Source organism: Thalassotalea nanhaiensis (assembly GCF_031583575.1).
Lineage (GTDB): Bacteria > Pseudomonadota > Gammaproteobacteria > Enterobacterales > Alteromonadaceae > Thalassotalea_A > Thalassotalea_A nanhaiensis.
Window position 1 is genome coordinate 3,618,145 of the sequence record NZ_CP134146.1, and the last position, 16,936, is coordinate 3,635,080.

Here is a 16,936-nt window from a genome sequence, read left to right on the forward strand (position 1 = left end):
ACTGTATAAAAACACAGTTATAGGGTAGTATTAATTTAGACGCTTATTTCCGAGTTTTAAAAATGAAACTATACATAGCCGAAAAACCAAGTCTTGGTCGGGCAATCGCTGATGCCTTGCCAAAGCCACATAAGAAACAACAAGGCTTTATAGAAGTCGGTAATGGCGATGTCGTCAGCTGGTGTATAGGGCATATTCTTGAACAGGTTGAACCTGATGCTTACGATCAAAAATATAAAAAGTGGGATATGCAGCACTTACCCATTGTTCCTGATGCTTGGCAATTAAAACCTAAATCGCAAACCCGCTCACAACTTACAATTCTTAGAAAACTGGTTAAACAGTGTGATGCTATTGTGCACGCCGGAGATCCGGACCGAGAAGGTCAGTTACTGATTGATGAAGTAATTGATTATTTAAAGGTAAGCAAAACTAAAAAAGCCCAGATAGAGCGCTTGCTTATCAGTGATTTGAACCTGGCTGCAGTTAAGCGCGCTTTAAATGCATTAAAACCAAACAGTGACTTTATTCCGCTGTCTATTTCAGCTCTTGCTCGCTCGAGAGCGGATTGGCTTTATGGTATTAATTTAACCAGAGCCTTTACCATAGTAGGAAAAAAGTCAGGTTACCAAGGTGTTTTATCTGTTGGCAGAGTGCAAACACCAATATTAGGCTTGGTTGTTTCCCGCGATAATGAAATTGATAATTTTGTCAGTAAACCCTTTTATGAAGTACTTGCCCAAATTGAAACAAAATCCGGTGATACATTTAAAGCAAAATGGCAACCAAGTGAGGCCTGTCAGCCCTATATGGATGATGAAAATAGAGTATTGGTTAAAGCACTAGCAGAGAATGTGGTCACTAGAATTAATAACAAGCCTGCAGTCGTTAGCGAAATTAAAACAGAACAAAAGAAGCAATTTGCACCACTTCCTTATAATTTATCAGCTCTGCAAATAGATGCTGCAAAAGCTTTCTCGATGAATGCGAAATTGGTCCTAGATATTTGCCAGGGTTTGTATGAAAAACACAAGCTTATAACGTACCCTCGGTCTGACAGTAGGTATTTACCTAAAGATCAATTAAAGCAAGCTCCGCAAATCATTAACCTAATGGCTCAATCAACTTTGCCTTTTGCTGAACATGCCAAAAACGCTGATAAAAGTATTGTCAGTAAGGCATGGAATGATAAAAAAGTAACGGCTCACCATGCAATTATTCCAACCGAAAAATCAGCCAACAATATTAATTTAAGTTCTTTTGAAAAAAATATTTACCAACTTATAGTTCGCCAATATTTAGCTCAATTTTTTCCAGCCTTTACCTATGAGCAAACAAAGCTTTCATTAGATATTAGTGGTGGAGAGTTTAGGGTTAATTGCAAAAATCCACAGCAACAGGGCTGGAAAGTATTATTCAAAAAATCTTCTGGCCAAACAAATAGTAATAAGCAAACTCAAACTAATGAGCAAGAGGAGCAAACATTACCTGCTTTAAATAAGGGGGATATTTTGCATTGTCAACGGGGAGAGCTTGTTGAGAAAAACACTCAACCACCGCAGAGCTTTACTGATGCAACACTACTACAAGCCATGACTGGAATTGCCCGTTACGTTACCGATACTGACATAAAAAAAATATTAAAAGATACTGATGGTTTAGGCACAGAGGCTACCCGCGCAGGTATTATTGAACTTCTATTTAAACGAGGATTTTTAGAGCGCCAAGGTAAACAAATTAAAGCAACATTGGTCGGTAAATCTTTAGTTAAAGCATTGCCGGATTTGGCAACAAAACCTGATATGACAGCTCAATGGGAAGCGACCCTGAATGCAATTTGTGAGCAAAAAAGTAACTATCAAAGTTTTATGACGCCTTTAGTGTCTGTGATAGAAAACATGGTAAAACAGGCAAGTAGTTTATCTTTCAGCGGTTTACCTCAAGGAAAAGCCACCAATAACTTTAAAAAGAAACGCTTTAGCCGTAAAAAGAAGTTCGCTAAAACAGCTTAATTAAGACTATTGTCCCGTATATTAATATTCAAAAAATGAATTAAGAAATTACTTTGACCAACCTTAAGCTTTGATCGGTAAGGTGTTTCTTGAAAAGGTTTGTTTTAAAACAACGGTAGATTCTATAGTCGAGATGAAATCTAATCGACCTAATGATTTCTTTACGAAGCTTTCATAATCTTCAAGATCTTCTGCAATTATTTTTAATAGGTAGTCGTAAGCACCGGTAACAACAGAACACTCTAACACTTGCTCTAATTGCTCAACCGTTTGTTCGAATTGGTTAGCCAACTTATCTGAATTAGCACTTAAGCGCACAAAAGCATAGACCAATACGTTTAAGTTAAACGCTTGTCTGTTAAGCCTTGCTTGATAACCCTCTATCACGCCAGCTTGCTCTAACTTTTTTACTCGTCTTAAACAGGGAGTGTCCGACAAACTTACTTCTTGAGCAAGTTCTGACATAGGTATACGACCATTCTGTTGTAACTTTTCGACAATTACTTTATCTTTTTTATCTAAAATCACTATTAAAACCCCATCAAAGTAGTTAAATCCAACAACATAGTAACACCATTCGGTATTTATAACTAAAAACTACAACTTTACAGCGATATTTTAGCGAATTACTGTTTTACCATTCTGATAGCATTAAGGTAATTTAGTCATGCAATACAGGATAAGAACGTGACCGCAAATACCCGCGCCTTTGATCATTGGATCAGAACTAGCTTTTGTGATTTAAACACAGAGTTAGAAGACCTTTACTGGCAACAAGATGATAAAGCAAATGTTGTCAATATTGGCGATGATCTTAAACAGCAACTTGAAGCTGAAGGACGAGAGTTAATATTACCGTTACTCAATGAAGGTAATACCGATAACGGCTTTGATAATGCATTTGATTTATTAGGCAACGTCGGACTTTATATGGCCGCTTGTCGTCGCCACGAAATCACTGAGCCATCAAGAGAGCGTTCCTCTCCTTTAATTGAAGCATCTGCCCTTGCAATGCATATTGGCGCTTCAATTGGTGTTACCCCGCGTTTTGCTACTGCACACTTAACCACGCATAACAAAGCATTTAATGGAACCTACAAACGGTTTACTCACCTAGAAGATGAAAAAGTATTTATTGATTACAATACCAAAGGTATTTTGGCCTATAAGCGAGCGGCTGATGCGTTAATTAAAATCCAACCATTAGGCATATCTCACCCTATTACCGCAGATTTATTGAATGTTGCAAAGCAGGGCCTTAAAGATGTTATCGACTCAAATAAATTGCTCTTTGATAAACTTGATACCGATCGCTTCTTTAATTGTGTACGTCCATATTACAAGCCATATCGAGTAGGCAAAGAAGTTTATCGTGGTGCTAATGCGGGTGACTTTGCCGGTATTAATGTTATCGATTTACAGCTTGGTCTTTGTTTTGCCAATGAGCCTTCCTATTCACAAATGCTGGTAGATAAGTTTTTATATATGATGCCAGAAGATCAATTGATTTTGCGCGATACAATGCGCAGAAGCAGTATTATGGACGACTTTCTGAATGTGAACGCATGTCATAAACAATCGTGGTATCAAGAAAATTTAAGTTTGTTTCTAGAGGTTTGTAAGCTGCACGGCACTACAGCGATTCAGCACCATAACCAATTAGTTGGAAAGTACATCAGCAAACCATCTGCAGGCATGGCAGAGCAACATATGGATAAAATTACCGCCAGTGGTCCTCCATTACATGTATTATTAGATTCATTAGAAAAACTGCGTGATAGACGTGCTGCGCACAAACGCGATGACATTCGTACTCGTTACGCTGATATTCAAACGTTAAAAAACAGCATTAATTAGGATTTTCATGAGCCAATTCAAAAATGATTTTTTATTAGCTGACAGTAATTACTTACTAAATCACTCGGTAGGTCGCCCATTAGCCACAGTAGAGCAAGCATTTAAAGATAGTTTTTTATCGCCATGGCAACATTCAGGCAAGGAGCCCTGGGGCAGTTGGCTAGAAATAATAAATAACTTTCAGTCGGCGTTAGCTACGCTTTTTAATGCCCCCGCAGACCAGTTTTGCCCGCAAGTAAACCTGTCGAGCAGTTTAACAAAAATTGTGATGTCGTTAGGTGCGTTAAATAAAACTAACGTTGTAATTTTGATGAGTGAAGCTGACTTTCCCAGCATGGGATTTGCATTGCAAAAGTCACTACCTTCAGGCGCTGAAATTCGTTTTATAAATAAAACATTAGACATTGCTAATGCGAATGTTTGGCATTCGCATTTATCTAAAGATATTGATTTAGTCTTTATATCAAACGCCTATTCCAACACCGGACAATTAGCCCCGGTTGGTGAAGTAATATCGCTTGCTAAAGAGCTTGGCGTTATATCAGTTTTAGATATTGCTCAATCGGCTGGCGTTATACCACTAAACTTACAAAGTGTAAGCCCTGACTTTATGATTGGTTCGAGTGTAAAGTGGTTATGTGGTGGCCCCGGTGCAGGTTACTTATGGGTTAACCCTGATATTATTGAGCAATGCCAACCAAAAGATGTGGGCTGGTTTTCTCACCAAAACCCTTTTGAATTTGATATTCATAACTTTAATTACCATCAATCGGCAATGAAGTTTTGGGGTGGTACACCATCGATAACACCGTTTGCTTTAGCAAGCCATTCAATAGAGTACTTTGCCAAATTAGGCTCTACTAATATTAGAGCTCACAACCAAAGTATGATCGACTTGATTGTTAATGAATTCGATAACGAGGTTAAGTCACCGCTTGATAAGCACACCAGAAGCGGTACGGTTATTTTAGATTTTTCAGATAAACAAACTAGGATCATGGAAGAGTTGGCAGCGGCGAACATCAGTGTTGATGCTCGCCATTTAGGTATGCGTGTATCCGCTCATATTTATAACGACGCCGATGACATTCAACACTTTATTGATGTGGTAAAACAACACTACTAGCCCTGAAGTTTCAACCTCATCCTATTTATTCACTGGTATTTGTTTCGTTATTTTCCTGCTGCTCGAGCTCTAACTTGGCTCGTTCAGCTTTGGAAATATACTTGGGCTTATTAGACTTTTGCAACTTGGCTTTTTGACGTTTAAGCTGCGCCTTCAGTGTTGATTTTACTTTCTTTTTTCTATTCATCTTTTATGCTTCGATTATTGTTGATAAACCAATGGAAGGTTTGCTTTCATTTTTTTATCTTTCATTAGATAAGGACCAAGGTGTAGTTTTTCAGGCCAATTTAGCAGTGCGTATGCTAATACATTTCGATGCTCACCTAAACTTAAATTATCACTACCGCTAATTGACAGCACCATATTTTTATCTGGATGGACTGCATCATTAATAACCTGCTTCATTGCATTTAATGTTGGATGGTCATCAACCCCGGCAAGTAGAAAACATAAGCCAATTTCAGCTTGAATATCTTCCTTACTTTTTTCAACAATTCTGTCTTGGCGCATTTCAAAATAATCTAATATCCAGGCATGCTCACTCAGGCTCACTTTTTGCTGATAGTAATTGCTATCGGCAAGTACGATATGGGTTAAGCCATAAAGTTTATTGTTAAATTCATTTTTACTTAATTCATCATCTTGATGATCTGGATAGGCATTTTCAAATGCTGGCTTTAAATCTTCGGTCCAATCGACAACATTTGTATATTTTAACCAATATACATAATTGGCCACTTGCGCCGCATAGGCATGGATAAAATCTGCAGACATCAGTAAGTCATGTAAATCAGCTTGCTTTAAATAGGCGACAAATTTTTCATGACCAGGGTGTTCAATACCATACTCATCCAGTTTAGCCATTTGATAAACCAGATATAAAGCAAAACGTCTATCTTCAGTGCCCTTTAATGCTTTTTGTCTAAGTTTACCACGACGGGTATTAGGTAATGCATCAATCATCGCTTGTGCTTGCTTATTGCGCCAAGTTTCTGAATCCAGGTTTTGCAAATAGAAATTTAATCTATCGGTAATTTGATAAACTTCTGTACCCGATTGCTGAGCATAATATTTCTCACCGGTTAAACGATACATACGCACCGCATAATGGTTTTGCGCACTGTTACTGAGCTTTACATAATTACTATCATAATTACTGCGTATACGATTTGCCGTTGCCAGGTATTTATCTTTTATCTCTTGCGCGCTAACATCTTTATTATCATTGTCAGATGCTGCTGGCATTGATAACAGGCTTATAGCTACAAAAAATATTGCGCCTATTTTCTTGGTTAATAACATTTTACTAAGCTCCATTATCGATCCCCGTCGGTTTCATTTTCATGCTCTTCAAGGTCATTCGTTGGTAAGTACTTTTTAACTGAGTTAATTTCATGAAAATAAGGCCCTTCAGTCATTTTTTCAGGCCAAGTAAACAACATATACGTAAGTACATTCCGATGCTCACCAGTGGCTAAATCTATCTTTCCCGACACCGATGGCACCATGCCGGCATCGACATTAAATGCTTTAACCAAGCGATCTTTAGTTTCAGTAACCATAGGGTGATCTTTTTTCTGCATCAATAGGTAACTTATGCCAACTTCTGCAGTGATATCATCGGTTGCATCCTTTAAGACACGCTGCTGATTTTCCTCAAAATAATCTAATATCCAACCAAATTCGTCGGTTGATACATAGTGTTGATAGTAACCCGAAGCGGCAAATATAAAGTGTGTTAATCCATACAATTTATTTCTAAAGTGCCACTTGCTTAACTGCTCGTCTTCACTGTCAGGATAAGCTTCTAAAAAAGCTTTTTTGTATTGTTTTGAGTAATCTGCAATGCCTAATTGTTTTAGCCAGTACACATAATTTGCCAATTGCGCCGCCCAAGCTCTGATCATGGTTTTGTCGGTTAGCCCGGGCAGAAAATCGTAGCCTTTTAAGGTATCCATCACGGTATCAGGCAATTCAACCCCAAAGGCATCAAGGCGAGAGCTATAACGCAGCAATTCATCGGCGTAAAATATAAATTCAGGAAACTTCTTTAGTGCTTTTCTACGCGCCTTTCCACGCGTGCCTTTACTCATCGCATCGGTTAAACGTTTAGAGCTGGTTTCAATATATCCTTCATCATTTAAATACGGCACTATAGTGTGCATTCTGTCGCTTACCACATAGTAATCATACAGTGCGGCAGGCAAATATTTTTTATCACCAGTCATTCGATATAAACGAATACCATAATGCCCCTGGGTTCTTGGCGGCAATTGGTATAAGTTGTTTTCGAAAGTTATTTGTATACGCTCAGAGACGTCTTCATAACTCAACAGTGTTGATTCTTCACTATTATCTGCACTACATGCAGTGCCAAAGAGAAAAAGCGAAACGATTAGTGCATTACAGAGTTTTTTCATAAGACACCCATTTAATAATATCTTGTAAGGTCAGAGGTTTTTTATACAATTTGGCAAACATTTCCGTCATGGCAATACTACCGCCCTGTTCAAATAATGAATGTAAATAATCTCGTCCACTAAAGCGGCCAGCAAAATAATCTTCCAGTAAACGACGCGCCACAACTTCAGACCAAATGTAACTATAATACCTCGGGCCATATGTGCCTAAGTGACTAAAACTGTACTGGCTTGATGAACCTTTAGCATAAGGATGGCCTAAGTATTTTAGGGCGAGTTTGGCGTTAATCTTTTCAATATTTTCACCATTAACATCTTGAGAGAAATACGCTAACGCCATTCCTGCGCGGTAAAGTCGAAGATTAAAAGTAGTCCCAGAATCTGGTGCCTCTCCGGCAAGTACAACTTTGCCAAACATTCGTTGCTGCATTTTTGGGTCAAAGCTTAACCATTCGAACCATTTAGCCGGCATTTCAACCAGGTCATTCTCGATGCTAATGCCAGCAATGATATGGTACTTTTGCGTTGCAACTAAGTTATGGATAAGGTGGCCAAATTCGTGAAAAAAAGATTTTACATGGGTTTGTTTCCACTCTTTCTCAGGTAAATTTAAAATAAGCGCACTGCTTGGCATTTGTACACCAGTTACACCTCGTTTAATTGCTCGATGACGATTTTTAGTGTATTTATTCGCGCGAGAATACAAGTCCAAATAAAACTTACCAATATTATTATCGCCTTCTTTGAGCATATAAACTGCAACACTGTTGTGCCATGCTGGCTCATCTAATTTAACTACGGTTAACCCAAACTCAGACTCTAACAAGGTAAATAAGCCTTGATGAGCTTCTTTAGGCGTTAAAGACGGTGAAGCTTTTTTGTTCGTTGTTTTTGCATAAGGTATATAACGATAGTCCCAAGGGGCATAGGTGGCTGGTTGTGCTTTGGCAATATTTGATAGAAATGCATCAACATCGTTAATGTTATCTATCATAGTATCTTGCAACGATAACTCGGCAAAGTTGCGGTAACCTAAACTCTTAGCACTATTGTTGCGTGCCGCTAATAATGCCAATAAATTGTCTTTATTGGTTTTTGTATGACGTCCCTGGTACTGGCTATATGCTAGTTTTCGGCATGATTCCTCAGGCAATCTTTTTATAAAAGTGGCATAATTACTGCCTTTTAATTCAGCCACCATCTGACCGTCTTTTAAATAACGTTTTTGATATTTCTTCTCTAAACCATCGGCGCATTCCCCAGGCAATACGAAGGTATCTTTAACCTTCACACTAACGCCTTTACGAAAGTCCGCGCCAATTGTTTTTGCTTCAGCTTTAAGCTTTGCATATTGCTTATTTGAAAGCTGTTGATTTAAACGTTGATACTTTTCTTGGACACGCTTTTCAATATCGGTATTGGCGAGTGTATTAGTTTTCTTTAACAAAGCGCCAACTTGCTCTGAACCGATAAAACTATCTATGTTAGCACTGGTAGTAAGTTGGCATTGCTCCGCTGCAGCTATTATTGATTTGTCTGGGGAAACATTGGCATATAAGTAACTTTCAAATAACAAATTATTTGCCGGAATTAAAACCCCTTCAAGTTGCTGGATATTAGCATCAAAGTCAGCTTCTGTAGAAAATGCTTTTGGCTTAGTCAGGGTTGACGTCATTTGCAGGCATCGTTGTTCAATATCGGCCCCAAAAGCAGCGTCTTTGGATACAGAATCAGCGAAACATGTTGCACTTAACGTTAAAGTAATAACGCTAATCGTTAAAATGAGTTTTTGCATAGGCGACTCTATCCTCAATACTTGCAGTGCGGCGGTGATCCAAAGATTCCAAATGTTTCAATCGTGGCAGCATGCCCATCCCATTAGCTATTTGAATAGCAAGTCCAGGTCTAGCGTTAAGTTCTAAGACTAACGGTCCCTTTTCTTTATCAAGCACAATATCGGCGCCTAAGTATTTCAACCCAGACATTTCATAGCAGCCTGCGGCAAGCGTGAGCATTCGGTCCCAATTACCAATAGCAACATCTGCAAAGCTCTTACCTGTATCTGGATGATGTGTTATTGGCCGATCAAATTGTACCGCCCGCTTTGCTTTACCAGTGGCTATGTCGATACCAACACCAACAGCGCCCTGATGTAAATTCGCTTTACCATCACTGGCATGAGTCGCTAAACGTAGCATTGCCATCATTGGGTAGCCTTGAAAAATAATGACACGGATATCGGGTACACCCTCATGACTTAAGCCTTTAAAGGTTGGATCAAATTGAATCAACGCTTCAATTACGGCAACATCCGCAGCTCCGCCCAAACTGAAAAGACCAGCAAGAATATTAGTAATATGACGAACAACCTCTTCTCTTGGTACATACTCACCGCTGGCTTTCATATAGCCATTTTCATCGGTTTTTAAAATAACCAAAATGCCTTTGCCGCCACTGCCCTTGGCAGGTTTTATACAAAAACCACTGTGTTCGTTAAGAATGTCAAAAACCCGATTTACTTCATATTGAAAGCGCACTACACCGAGTAAGTCAGGTACAGAAATGCCACTTTCGATGGCTAAATTCTTAGTCTTTAATTTGTCATCTACGTTTGGATATAACGCTCTATCGTTATAACGACCAATGTAAGAAAAGTTTCGCTGGTTCATCCCCATAATGCCACGTTCACGCAATTTAAACGGGCTAACAAAATCAAACATGTTATCCCCTTAATCTTCCGCTAATGGTTTAAAGCGACGCAGCTCTAGTAATCGGTAACCTGTATATTGGCCCATTAACAAAATGGCAGCCATTATCAGGGCATGTACACCCAAAAAGTTAAATGCCCAATGTCGTATTAAATAGTTGTCCATCATTAAATACGCGATAACAGCAACAATTAAGCTGCCTCCACCTTGAATCAGTACTTCTTTACCCCCCTCTTCTTCCCATAAAATAGACATGCGCTCGATAGTCCACGCCATAATAATCATAGGAAAAAAGGTAATGGTTAATGCTTCGGTTAACCCCATTCTAAAAGCAATAACGGTGAATAATACGATAATACCGATAACGACTATGACTACAGCTGAAATCCTCGAGACCAAGAGCAAATTCAAATGCGACAGATACGATCTAATAATGAGGCCAATTGACACAATTAATAAAAAGCCGACAACACCATTAACTAATTCTGTTTGAATAAACGAGGTAGCAATCAAAATTGGCATAAAAGTACCACTACATTTTAGGCCAATAAGTACTCGTAAAAACACCACTACTAACGCGCCTATTGGTAAAAGTAAAATACCTTTAAACAGGTTTTGTTCATCAATAGGTAAGTGATATAAACCAAAGTCAAAAAAGTCCCCCTCAGTCGCCGAGCTGTTCGCTTCTTGTAATGCGCTTTGCGTGCTGTGACTTATTGAGAAGAGAATTTTAGAGTTCCTGCCGCCTACTACGTCCAGCAATGAAGGCGAATCTTGTTGCCACACTAAAATAGGCAATTCATCGCCTAGTTCACCATTTTCAACATCAAACATTTGCCAGTCATTGTTAATATAGACCTTCAATAACGGGATCAGCTGTTGGTTGCGGCGACTGTCTTCAAGTACTAAACCACGTACCATCATTGCCGGTATTTTCGCCATTTGCATGAGTTGAACAAAAATTTCAGTTTTTGAATATTTTGATAGCAATAGCGCAACATTTTGATCATCAGACTTTATGACATTTAAAATTTGTAACACCAAAAACTGTTGGTTGCCTGATTTTTCAATGGCACTATTCAATAAGGTTTGTGCAGAGCTTTGATAAGGCTCTGACCATAGTTCTGCTACAACCTCATCGGCCGGTGCAGGCTCTTTTACAGGGTTAAGTGTATGTTTGTACGATGCCTGGTAATACAGCGTTTGCTTGCCTTGTACCTGTCGCTTACTCCATACAACTTCTGACTTATCTTCTTCTCTAAAGACATGTACGCCATAGGCGGGAGATGCGGTAAATTCATCAACAAGTTCAAACTTTGGATCTTTAGGCAGGGTTAGCTTGGCATTTACCGGTTCATTTTTTCCAGTAAACTCTATCTCCGCTTCGATTTGCCAAATATCTATTTGTTCACCCGCAGTTAGTGGTACTCCCATTTCAACATGGCGATAATATATGCTACTGATCCCAGCAACGATAAGAGCAAAAACAATGATTAAAAATGGTGTTCTAGAGGTCAAGATTATTCTCCTCCTAGTAAATATTTTTTACTCACATCAACCAAGGCAATGTCTTTTAAAAAATTACGACCAATTAACACTTGGAACTCCAAATGGCTTCGATCTGCAAGATTAAACGTTTGATTGCGATATTCTTCACGACCAACTTTTATCGATATCTTAATCTCAAGACGCTCTTCTGCTTTCATATTACTTTGCTGTTTAATTCTTACCGTGTCATAAATTGGGTACTCAAAGATTTTTGAATTTTTGTCCGCTAGCAAAGAAAACTTAACCCACTTTTTACCATCACGTTCAAACTTAGTGAGATTGTAAACTCCTAATGAAGAGGTATCTGCGCCTGTGTCTATCCTAGCGGCAAAAGTCGTTTTTTCTTTTACTAAAAATACATTTTCAACTTCACCGATTAATATTTTATCTGACGGGTATGCTTGTTTATTTTTCACTGTACATCGCTCAACATATACCACCTCTTTTTCTGTATGTACTGAAGCATTATTTTTGTCGACAATCATTGCCGCTTTTAAATCTGCAATAAGTTGTTGATTATCTTGTTCACAACGTTCGTTAATTTGTTTTGAGAGAGATTGTTCAAGGTTAGTAATATTACTATTTACCTGTTCTAGTTGAGCAGTGGAATTCTCTGTTGCGACACAACCGGAGAGAGCAATAATTGAAATTGCTAACATTATGTTTTTGAACATATTGATAACTTTTGAATATAATTGAAATTGGTCTCTTAATTTTAAGACATATTGAGCAAAATGTTATTTTATTAACTGTAATAAGTTGTACGAAAGCTTTACACTAAATTGATACATTTGCTCCATTCCTTTTAAAAATAAGGGCTGGGAGTAATCGAGAGGAAAAGGCTCGACTAAAAGCCTTACAAAGCTTTGTATATTTTTAATACAAAACAGTTAGTTATAATAAGAGAAATGCCATGACGCTTAAAAATGCCCCAGCTTATATTCAATTGGCGGTCGATTTAATTCAAATACTCGAAGAGCATGAATTAGACAATGATACTGTGTTAAAAGCCTTAACGCTTGTAACTCAAGACTTTGAAAACAAGAGAGATAATGTTTCAATTGCACCTTAGTTTCTGCAAGTTACGATTAACTTGCTATAATTAAGTGCTCAGTATTGAATTTTAAACATTAAAAAATACAAAAAGAATAATAAATTGCGAACTAACTCATCAACAATTAAAGCATGGCTAACGACAGCACTTACATTGAGTGGCCTATTGTTGATCCCTGCAAGCTATGCCAATAGTCCATTGGTTTATAAATATAAATCAAAACAAGGCATCCCTTCTTTTTCTGATATTGAGCCGCAAAATGTACGTTATAAAATCGTCCAAGTAGGCTGTTTTGCCTGTAATGTTAACTCTATGGTTAACTGGTACAAAACCCCATTAAATACCATTTCATATAATGACCTAATTTTAAAAAATGCATTTTTGCATAATGTAGACCCAGCATTAATCAGAGCAATCATTCATGCAGAATCACACTTTAAAGAGAACGCCACATCTAAGGTTGGTGCCCAAGGTTTAATGCAATTAATGCCTGCAACCGCGAAAGAGTTAGGTGTTAAAGATTCTTTAAAAGCTGCAGATAATATTCAAGGCGGTGTAAAACATTTAGCCAAACTGTTAAAAAAATATCGGGGCAATATTAAATTAGTCGCCGCGGCTTATAATGCCGGCGAAGGTGCAGTAAAAAAATATGGTGGCGTACCACCATATGGAGAAACGTTAGTTTATGTTGATAGGGTTAAAATATTACATTCTAGATATCGACAAAATGGCTAGCACTTACCTGAGCGCCATAAAGTAATCAAAGTCTACTCTACTTTTTGCCTTTTGAGACAACGACAATCCCAATTCAACTAATTGTTGGTTTTGTGCGTAAACATTAACCATCTCTCTTAATAATTTAATTGCTTTTACCGTATCGCCACTCCCATCTATAGCAAGAGCATAAATATAGGCATACTGCTGTTCTTGAGGTGATAACGTCATTGATTTTTTAAACAATGACGTTGCTTTGTCTAGTTGTTTTTGTCGGACAAAATGTAAGCCATAACCATAATGTAATACCGCCGAGGTAGGAATATTTTTTAATGCCTTGTTGTAAACGGCAACGACTTGGTTTGTTTTCCCTTGAGTTCGGTATAATTCGGCCAAATTTGAATAAGCAGAATCGAAATAAGGATCGACCGAAATTGCTTTCAAATAAGCTTTTTCAGTGGCAACTATGTCTTCTTTGACCATAGATAACATGCCTTGGTTTAAATGACCTTCACCACGCCAGCTACTTTGCTCATTAGAAAAGATAAGCTCATTTAAGGCTTTTTTAAAGCTCGCTTTGTCGCTGTCTGGAATATACACATCCATCAGCGAGCGAGCTGCTGCAACACGAACTGCTGCTAGCTCATCATTAAGTAATGGGCTTAATAACTCTGCTCTAAAGCCTGGATTTATCAATGAGGCGGTGCCTGCGGCAGCAAGACGAAGTAAGTCTTCGTCATGTTCAACAAATGGTTTGAGCAATTGATGGCTTAACTGCTCAGTACTGAACCCTAGCATCTGCAATGCCGTTGCTCTGCTGATGACATCAATGCCTTCATCGTTAACAATTGCAAGGTGCTGCTCTAGGGTAATGGATTGGCCTTGCTGTAAACGCCAAAAATCTTTTCTAGTTTTACTGTCGACTCTTGGTTTAACTTTCCAAGACTTAAGTAAGTTAACTGCCCATTTATTATCTTGGCTTTCATGACATGTGGTACAAGCATTAGGACTGGCGAATTTTTCTGATAAGTCTGGACGAGGAATTTTAAAACTGTGATCGCGTCTATCATCTACACCCATGTAAGTATTTTCGGGCATATGACAACTTACACATTGTGCGCCATCACTGCCTTGTTCATGGTGGTGATGTTCAGGTTTATCAAACACTTCGCTGGCATGACATTGCAAACATAAACCATTATCTGGAATTTTAATTTTCATGGTGTGTTGATCATGACAATCAATACAGTTTACGCCGTTAGCATACATTTTACTTTGTAAAAATGAGCCATAAACATACACTTCTTCTTTAATTTGACCATCTACATGATACATAGGAGCTTGTAATAATTGTGGCGCAAATTGATCGAGGAACTTCTTACTTGGGTCAATACCGTCAGTTAATGGTGCACGTAACGCATGACAAGAGAAACATTGATCCATAAAACTGTTATCACGTTTTTCACCAACCCAATGAGCGGTGCTTTCGCCTGCAGTTCTCTGCCATCCCCCTTGTGCTATTTTAGTCGGTTTCTTCTTGTTTTCATGGCCATTCATATTTGCATGACATGATACACAGCCAACATTAATACCGGTAAAGGTTGAATCAAATTTGTTGTTATCAATGTCATAGTTTCGTTTCAAGCCATCTGAATGGCAATCGGCACACATACCGTTCCAATTTTGCAGCGGTTGACGCCAATGCAGCCTATCTTCGGGCTTTATTTCTTCATTTTGATAGTTATGATACCAACGTTGCCCTCCCTCTTCTTTAGAGCGAGCATCCCAAGCAAAAGGTAAAACTTGAAAACGTCCTGGTTCAGTTTCGACTAAATATTGTTGCAACGGATAGTGTCCAAACGTATAAGTGATTGGTAATGTTTGAACTTTTTTATCGTAGGATATATCGACAAAGTATTTGTCTTGTTGCTGATAAAAATAAGCTTTTTGACCATAATGCTCTGCCGTTTGTTTATCAAAGTTTCCTACTACGCTTTGTTTATCTGCAATAGCCATAGATTTGGCATGATCTGATTTTTGCCACTGAGTTGTTTGTTCTTGATGGCAGTCGATACAAGCTTGGTTCTCATCTGCGGTTACACTGGATGAAAGCAAAAAGCCGACGGTTGCGAGAATGACAAAAGAAAGTTTATTTAAAGAATTAAAAAAATACACGAAAAAGCCTATCTGTTGTTTTTATTATGATAAGTGAATTGGAAACGATAGCCATGCTACCTCAAAATTCACAATTCAGCGAGAATTTTGAGTTCGCATAGGTTTACAAGAACTGGCAAAAGGTATTATCCCCTTAAAATTAATGTTCAAGAGCTGAACTCTTGCTAACGAATAAGTTGTGTTGTGTACGCCGGGTTATCTGGAAATACATTTGCAATATTCTTAGGCTCTAATTGCCAATGTTGCTGCAATACCGCGCCAATCCAAGAAAAGGTGCTAGTTGTAGGCATCAAATCACGGCCTTTAAATAATTGTTCAGGAGCCAACCCCGGCCATTTACCTAATACTTTGCCGCCTTGCACTGCTCCGCCAGCAATAAACATTGCACTACCAGTACCATGATCAGTACCACCAGTACCATTCTCTTTAGCTGTACGACCAAATTCAGTTGCGACCATTACCACTGTATCTTGCCAATATTCACCCAACTCTGCTTGTATCGCTGCAATGCCTTGATCCAACTCGTTAAGTTGACGGTTTAATCTAAAGCTTTGGTTATTGTGGGTGTCCCAACCACCAACTTCCAGCATGGCACAATCAATACCATTATCATTTGCCATTAACTTGCCACAAGATTTCGCAAGATCTACAAATTTTCCCTTACGTTTTGTATTAGTGCTGCCAGCCATTTGTTGAGTATTTAAGCCTTCTTGTAAACGAGAAAACAACAATTCATCACCTTGGTATAAATCCATCAGTGCTTCATATATATTTTCATCCGCATCTTTTAATCTCGCAGGATACCAAGTACTAACTTTTTCGCTGTCCCTCATGCTAATAGGTACAGAATTAGCGACCGCTAAAGCTTTGGTGTCATTGTTAATTTCGTTTAATGCTCGTCCCAACCAACCAGTATCATGATCCATGCTTGGTAAACCGCTCTCTAAATAATCTTGGCCGTCAAAATGGGATCGTTGAGGATAACCAGAGCCAACGGCAACAATCGGTAGAAGTTGTTTATTTTCATATAAACCATGCATATGCTTTAACGCTGGATGCAGAGCAAAGTCAGCTGACAAAGGTAATATATCATTAGCAATTGTTGATGCTAATTTAGGCCTTAAGCTTGGATAGCTTTTATCAGTAATAGGAATTATTGTATGCAATGAGTCCATTGCTCCGCGCAAGATAACCCAAACCACTTTTTTCGGCTTACTTGTTAGCTTATTTACAGCTGCCAATGTTGGAGTTTGCATTAAAACTAGGGATGCTGAGGCTCCTAGTGTTTTAATAAATTGACGTCTTTTCATAATTATTTCTCC

Annotated in this window: 15 protein-coding genes; 5 read left to right on the forward strand and 10 right to left on the reverse strand. The window is 38.4% G+C overall.

The window, feature by feature from the left end:
* The first annotated feature begins 62 nt into the window (after nucleotides 1-62).
* Nucleotides 63-2,012, forward strand: a complete 1,950-nt coding sequence (locus RI845_RS15685) for a DNA topoisomerase III (protein ID WP_348387112.1) — start codon at nucleotides 63-65, stop codon at nucleotides 2,010-2,012.
* A gap of 63 nt (nucleotides 2,013-2,075) precedes the next feature.
* Here RI845_RS15685 and RI845_RS15690 read toward each other — a convergent pair whose 3' ends face one another.
* On the reverse strand, nucleotides 2,076-2,537 hold the full coding sequence (locus RI845_RS15690) for an Lrp/AsnC family transcriptional regulator (RefSeq protein WP_348389551.1): 462 nt from the start codon (nucleotides 2,535-2,537) through the stop codon (nucleotides 2,076-2,078).
* 162 nt (nucleotides 2,538-2,699) lie between these two features.
* Here RI845_RS15690 and RI845_RS15695 point away from each other — a divergent pair, with 162 nt between their 5' ends.
* Nucleotides 2,700-3,869: a PrnB family protein gene (locus tag RI845_RS15695; protein WP_348387113.1), complete on the forward strand. Its 1,170-nt coding sequence runs from the start codon at nucleotides 2,700-2,702 to the stop codon at nucleotides 3,867-3,869.
* Between the two features lie 7 nt (nucleotides 3,870-3,876).
* On the forward strand, nucleotides 3,877-4,995 hold the full coding sequence (locus RI845_RS15700) for an aminotransferase class V-fold PLP-dependent enzyme (protein WP_348387114.1): 1,119 nt from the start codon (nucleotides 3,877-3,879) through the stop codon (nucleotides 4,993-4,995).
* Nucleotides 4,996-5,020: 25 nt separating this feature from the next.
* Here RI845_RS15700 and RI845_RS15705 read toward each other — a convergent pair whose 3' ends face one another.
* Genes RI845_RS15705 through RI845_RS15735 form a run of 7 tightly spaced genes read right to left on the reverse strand, consistent with a single transcriptional unit; the run spans nucleotide 5,021 to nucleotide 12,345 of the window.
* The gene (locus RI845_RS15705) at nucleotides 5,021-5,182 is read right to left on the reverse strand and encodes a DUF2986 domain-containing protein (RefSeq protein WP_348387115.1); all 162 of its coding nucleotides are present in this window, start codon (nucleotides 5,180-5,182) and stop codon (nucleotides 5,021-5,023) included.
* Between the two features lie 14 nt (nucleotides 5,183-5,196).
* Nucleotides 5,197-6,312 carry a DUF3541 domain-containing protein gene (locus RI845_RS15710; protein WP_348387116.1) on the reverse strand — a complete coding sequence of 372 codons (1,116 nt, stop codon included), beginning with the start codon at nucleotides 6,310-6,312 and terminating at the stop codon, nucleotides 5,197-5,199.
* Nucleotides 6,312-7,415, reverse strand: coding sequence for a DUF3541 domain-containing protein (locus RI845_RS15715; protein WP_348387117.1), 1,104 nt, complete (start codon nucleotides 7,413-7,415; stop codon nucleotides 6,312-6,314). Before RI845_RS15715 ends, RI845_RS15710 begins: the two co-directional genes overlap by 1 nt.
* Nucleotides 7,399-9,210 (reverse strand): M3 family metallopeptidase, encoded by a 1,812-nt coding sequence (locus RI845_RS15720; protein WP_348387118.1) that lies wholly within the window; start codon nucleotides 9,208-9,210, stop codon nucleotides 7,399-7,401. Before RI845_RS15720 ends, RI845_RS15715 begins: the two co-directional genes overlap by 17 nt.
* The gene (locus RI845_RS15725; protein ID WP_348387119.1) at nucleotides 9,185-10,135 is read right to left on the reverse strand and encodes an alpha-L-glutamate ligase-like protein; all 951 of its coding nucleotides are present in this window, start codon (nucleotides 10,133-10,135) and stop codon (nucleotides 9,185-9,187) included. Before RI845_RS15725 ends, RI845_RS15720 begins: the two co-directional genes overlap by 26 nt.
* Nucleotides 10,136-10,144: 9 nt before the next feature.
* On the reverse strand, nucleotides 10,145-11,641 hold the full coding sequence (locus RI845_RS15730; protein ID WP_348387120.1) for an inactive transglutaminase family protein: 1,497 nt from the start codon (nucleotides 11,639-11,641) through the stop codon (nucleotides 10,145-10,147).
* 2 nt (nucleotides 11,642-11,643) lie between these two features.
* On the reverse strand, nucleotides 11,644-12,345 hold the full coding sequence (locus RI845_RS15735; protein WP_348387121.1) for an ATP-dependent zinc protease family protein: 702 nt from the start codon (nucleotides 12,343-12,345) through the stop codon (nucleotides 11,644-11,646).
* A 239-nt stretch (nucleotides 12,346-12,584) separates the two neighbouring features.
* Here RI845_RS15735 and RI845_RS15740 point away from each other — a divergent pair, with 239 nt between their 5' ends.
* Both RI845_RS15740 and RI845_RS15745 read left to right on the forward strand, forming a co-directional pair.
* Complete coding sequence (locus RI845_RS15740; protein WP_348387122.1) at nucleotides 12,585-12,743, forward strand: DUF2496 domain-containing protein; 159 nt, start codon at nucleotides 12,585-12,587, stop codon at nucleotides 12,741-12,743.
* Nucleotides 12,744-12,827: 84 nt separating this feature from the next.
* Complete coding sequence (locus tag RI845_RS15745) at nucleotides 12,828-13,460, forward strand: lytic transglycosylase domain-containing protein (protein ID WP_348387123.1); 633 nt, start codon at nucleotides 12,828-12,830, stop codon at nucleotides 13,458-13,460.
* A gap of 3 nt (nucleotides 13,461-13,463) precedes the next feature.
* Here the strand turns inward: RI845_RS15745 and RI845_RS15750 are convergent, their stop codons facing one another.
* A complete protein-coding gene (locus RI845_RS15750) occupies nucleotides 13,464-15,614 on the reverse strand; it encodes a multiheme c-type cytochrome (RefSeq protein ID WP_348387124.1) in 2,151 nt (716 codons plus the stop codon).
* A 164-nt stretch (nucleotides 15,615-15,778) separates the two neighbouring features.
* Nucleotides 15,779-16,924 carry a DUF1501 domain-containing protein gene (locus RI845_RS15755; protein ID WP_348387125.1) on the reverse strand — a complete coding sequence of 382 codons (1,146 nt, stop codon included), beginning with the start codon at nucleotides 16,922-16,924 and terminating at the stop codon, nucleotides 15,779-15,781.
* Nucleotides 16,925-16,936: the final 12 nt, after the last annotated feature.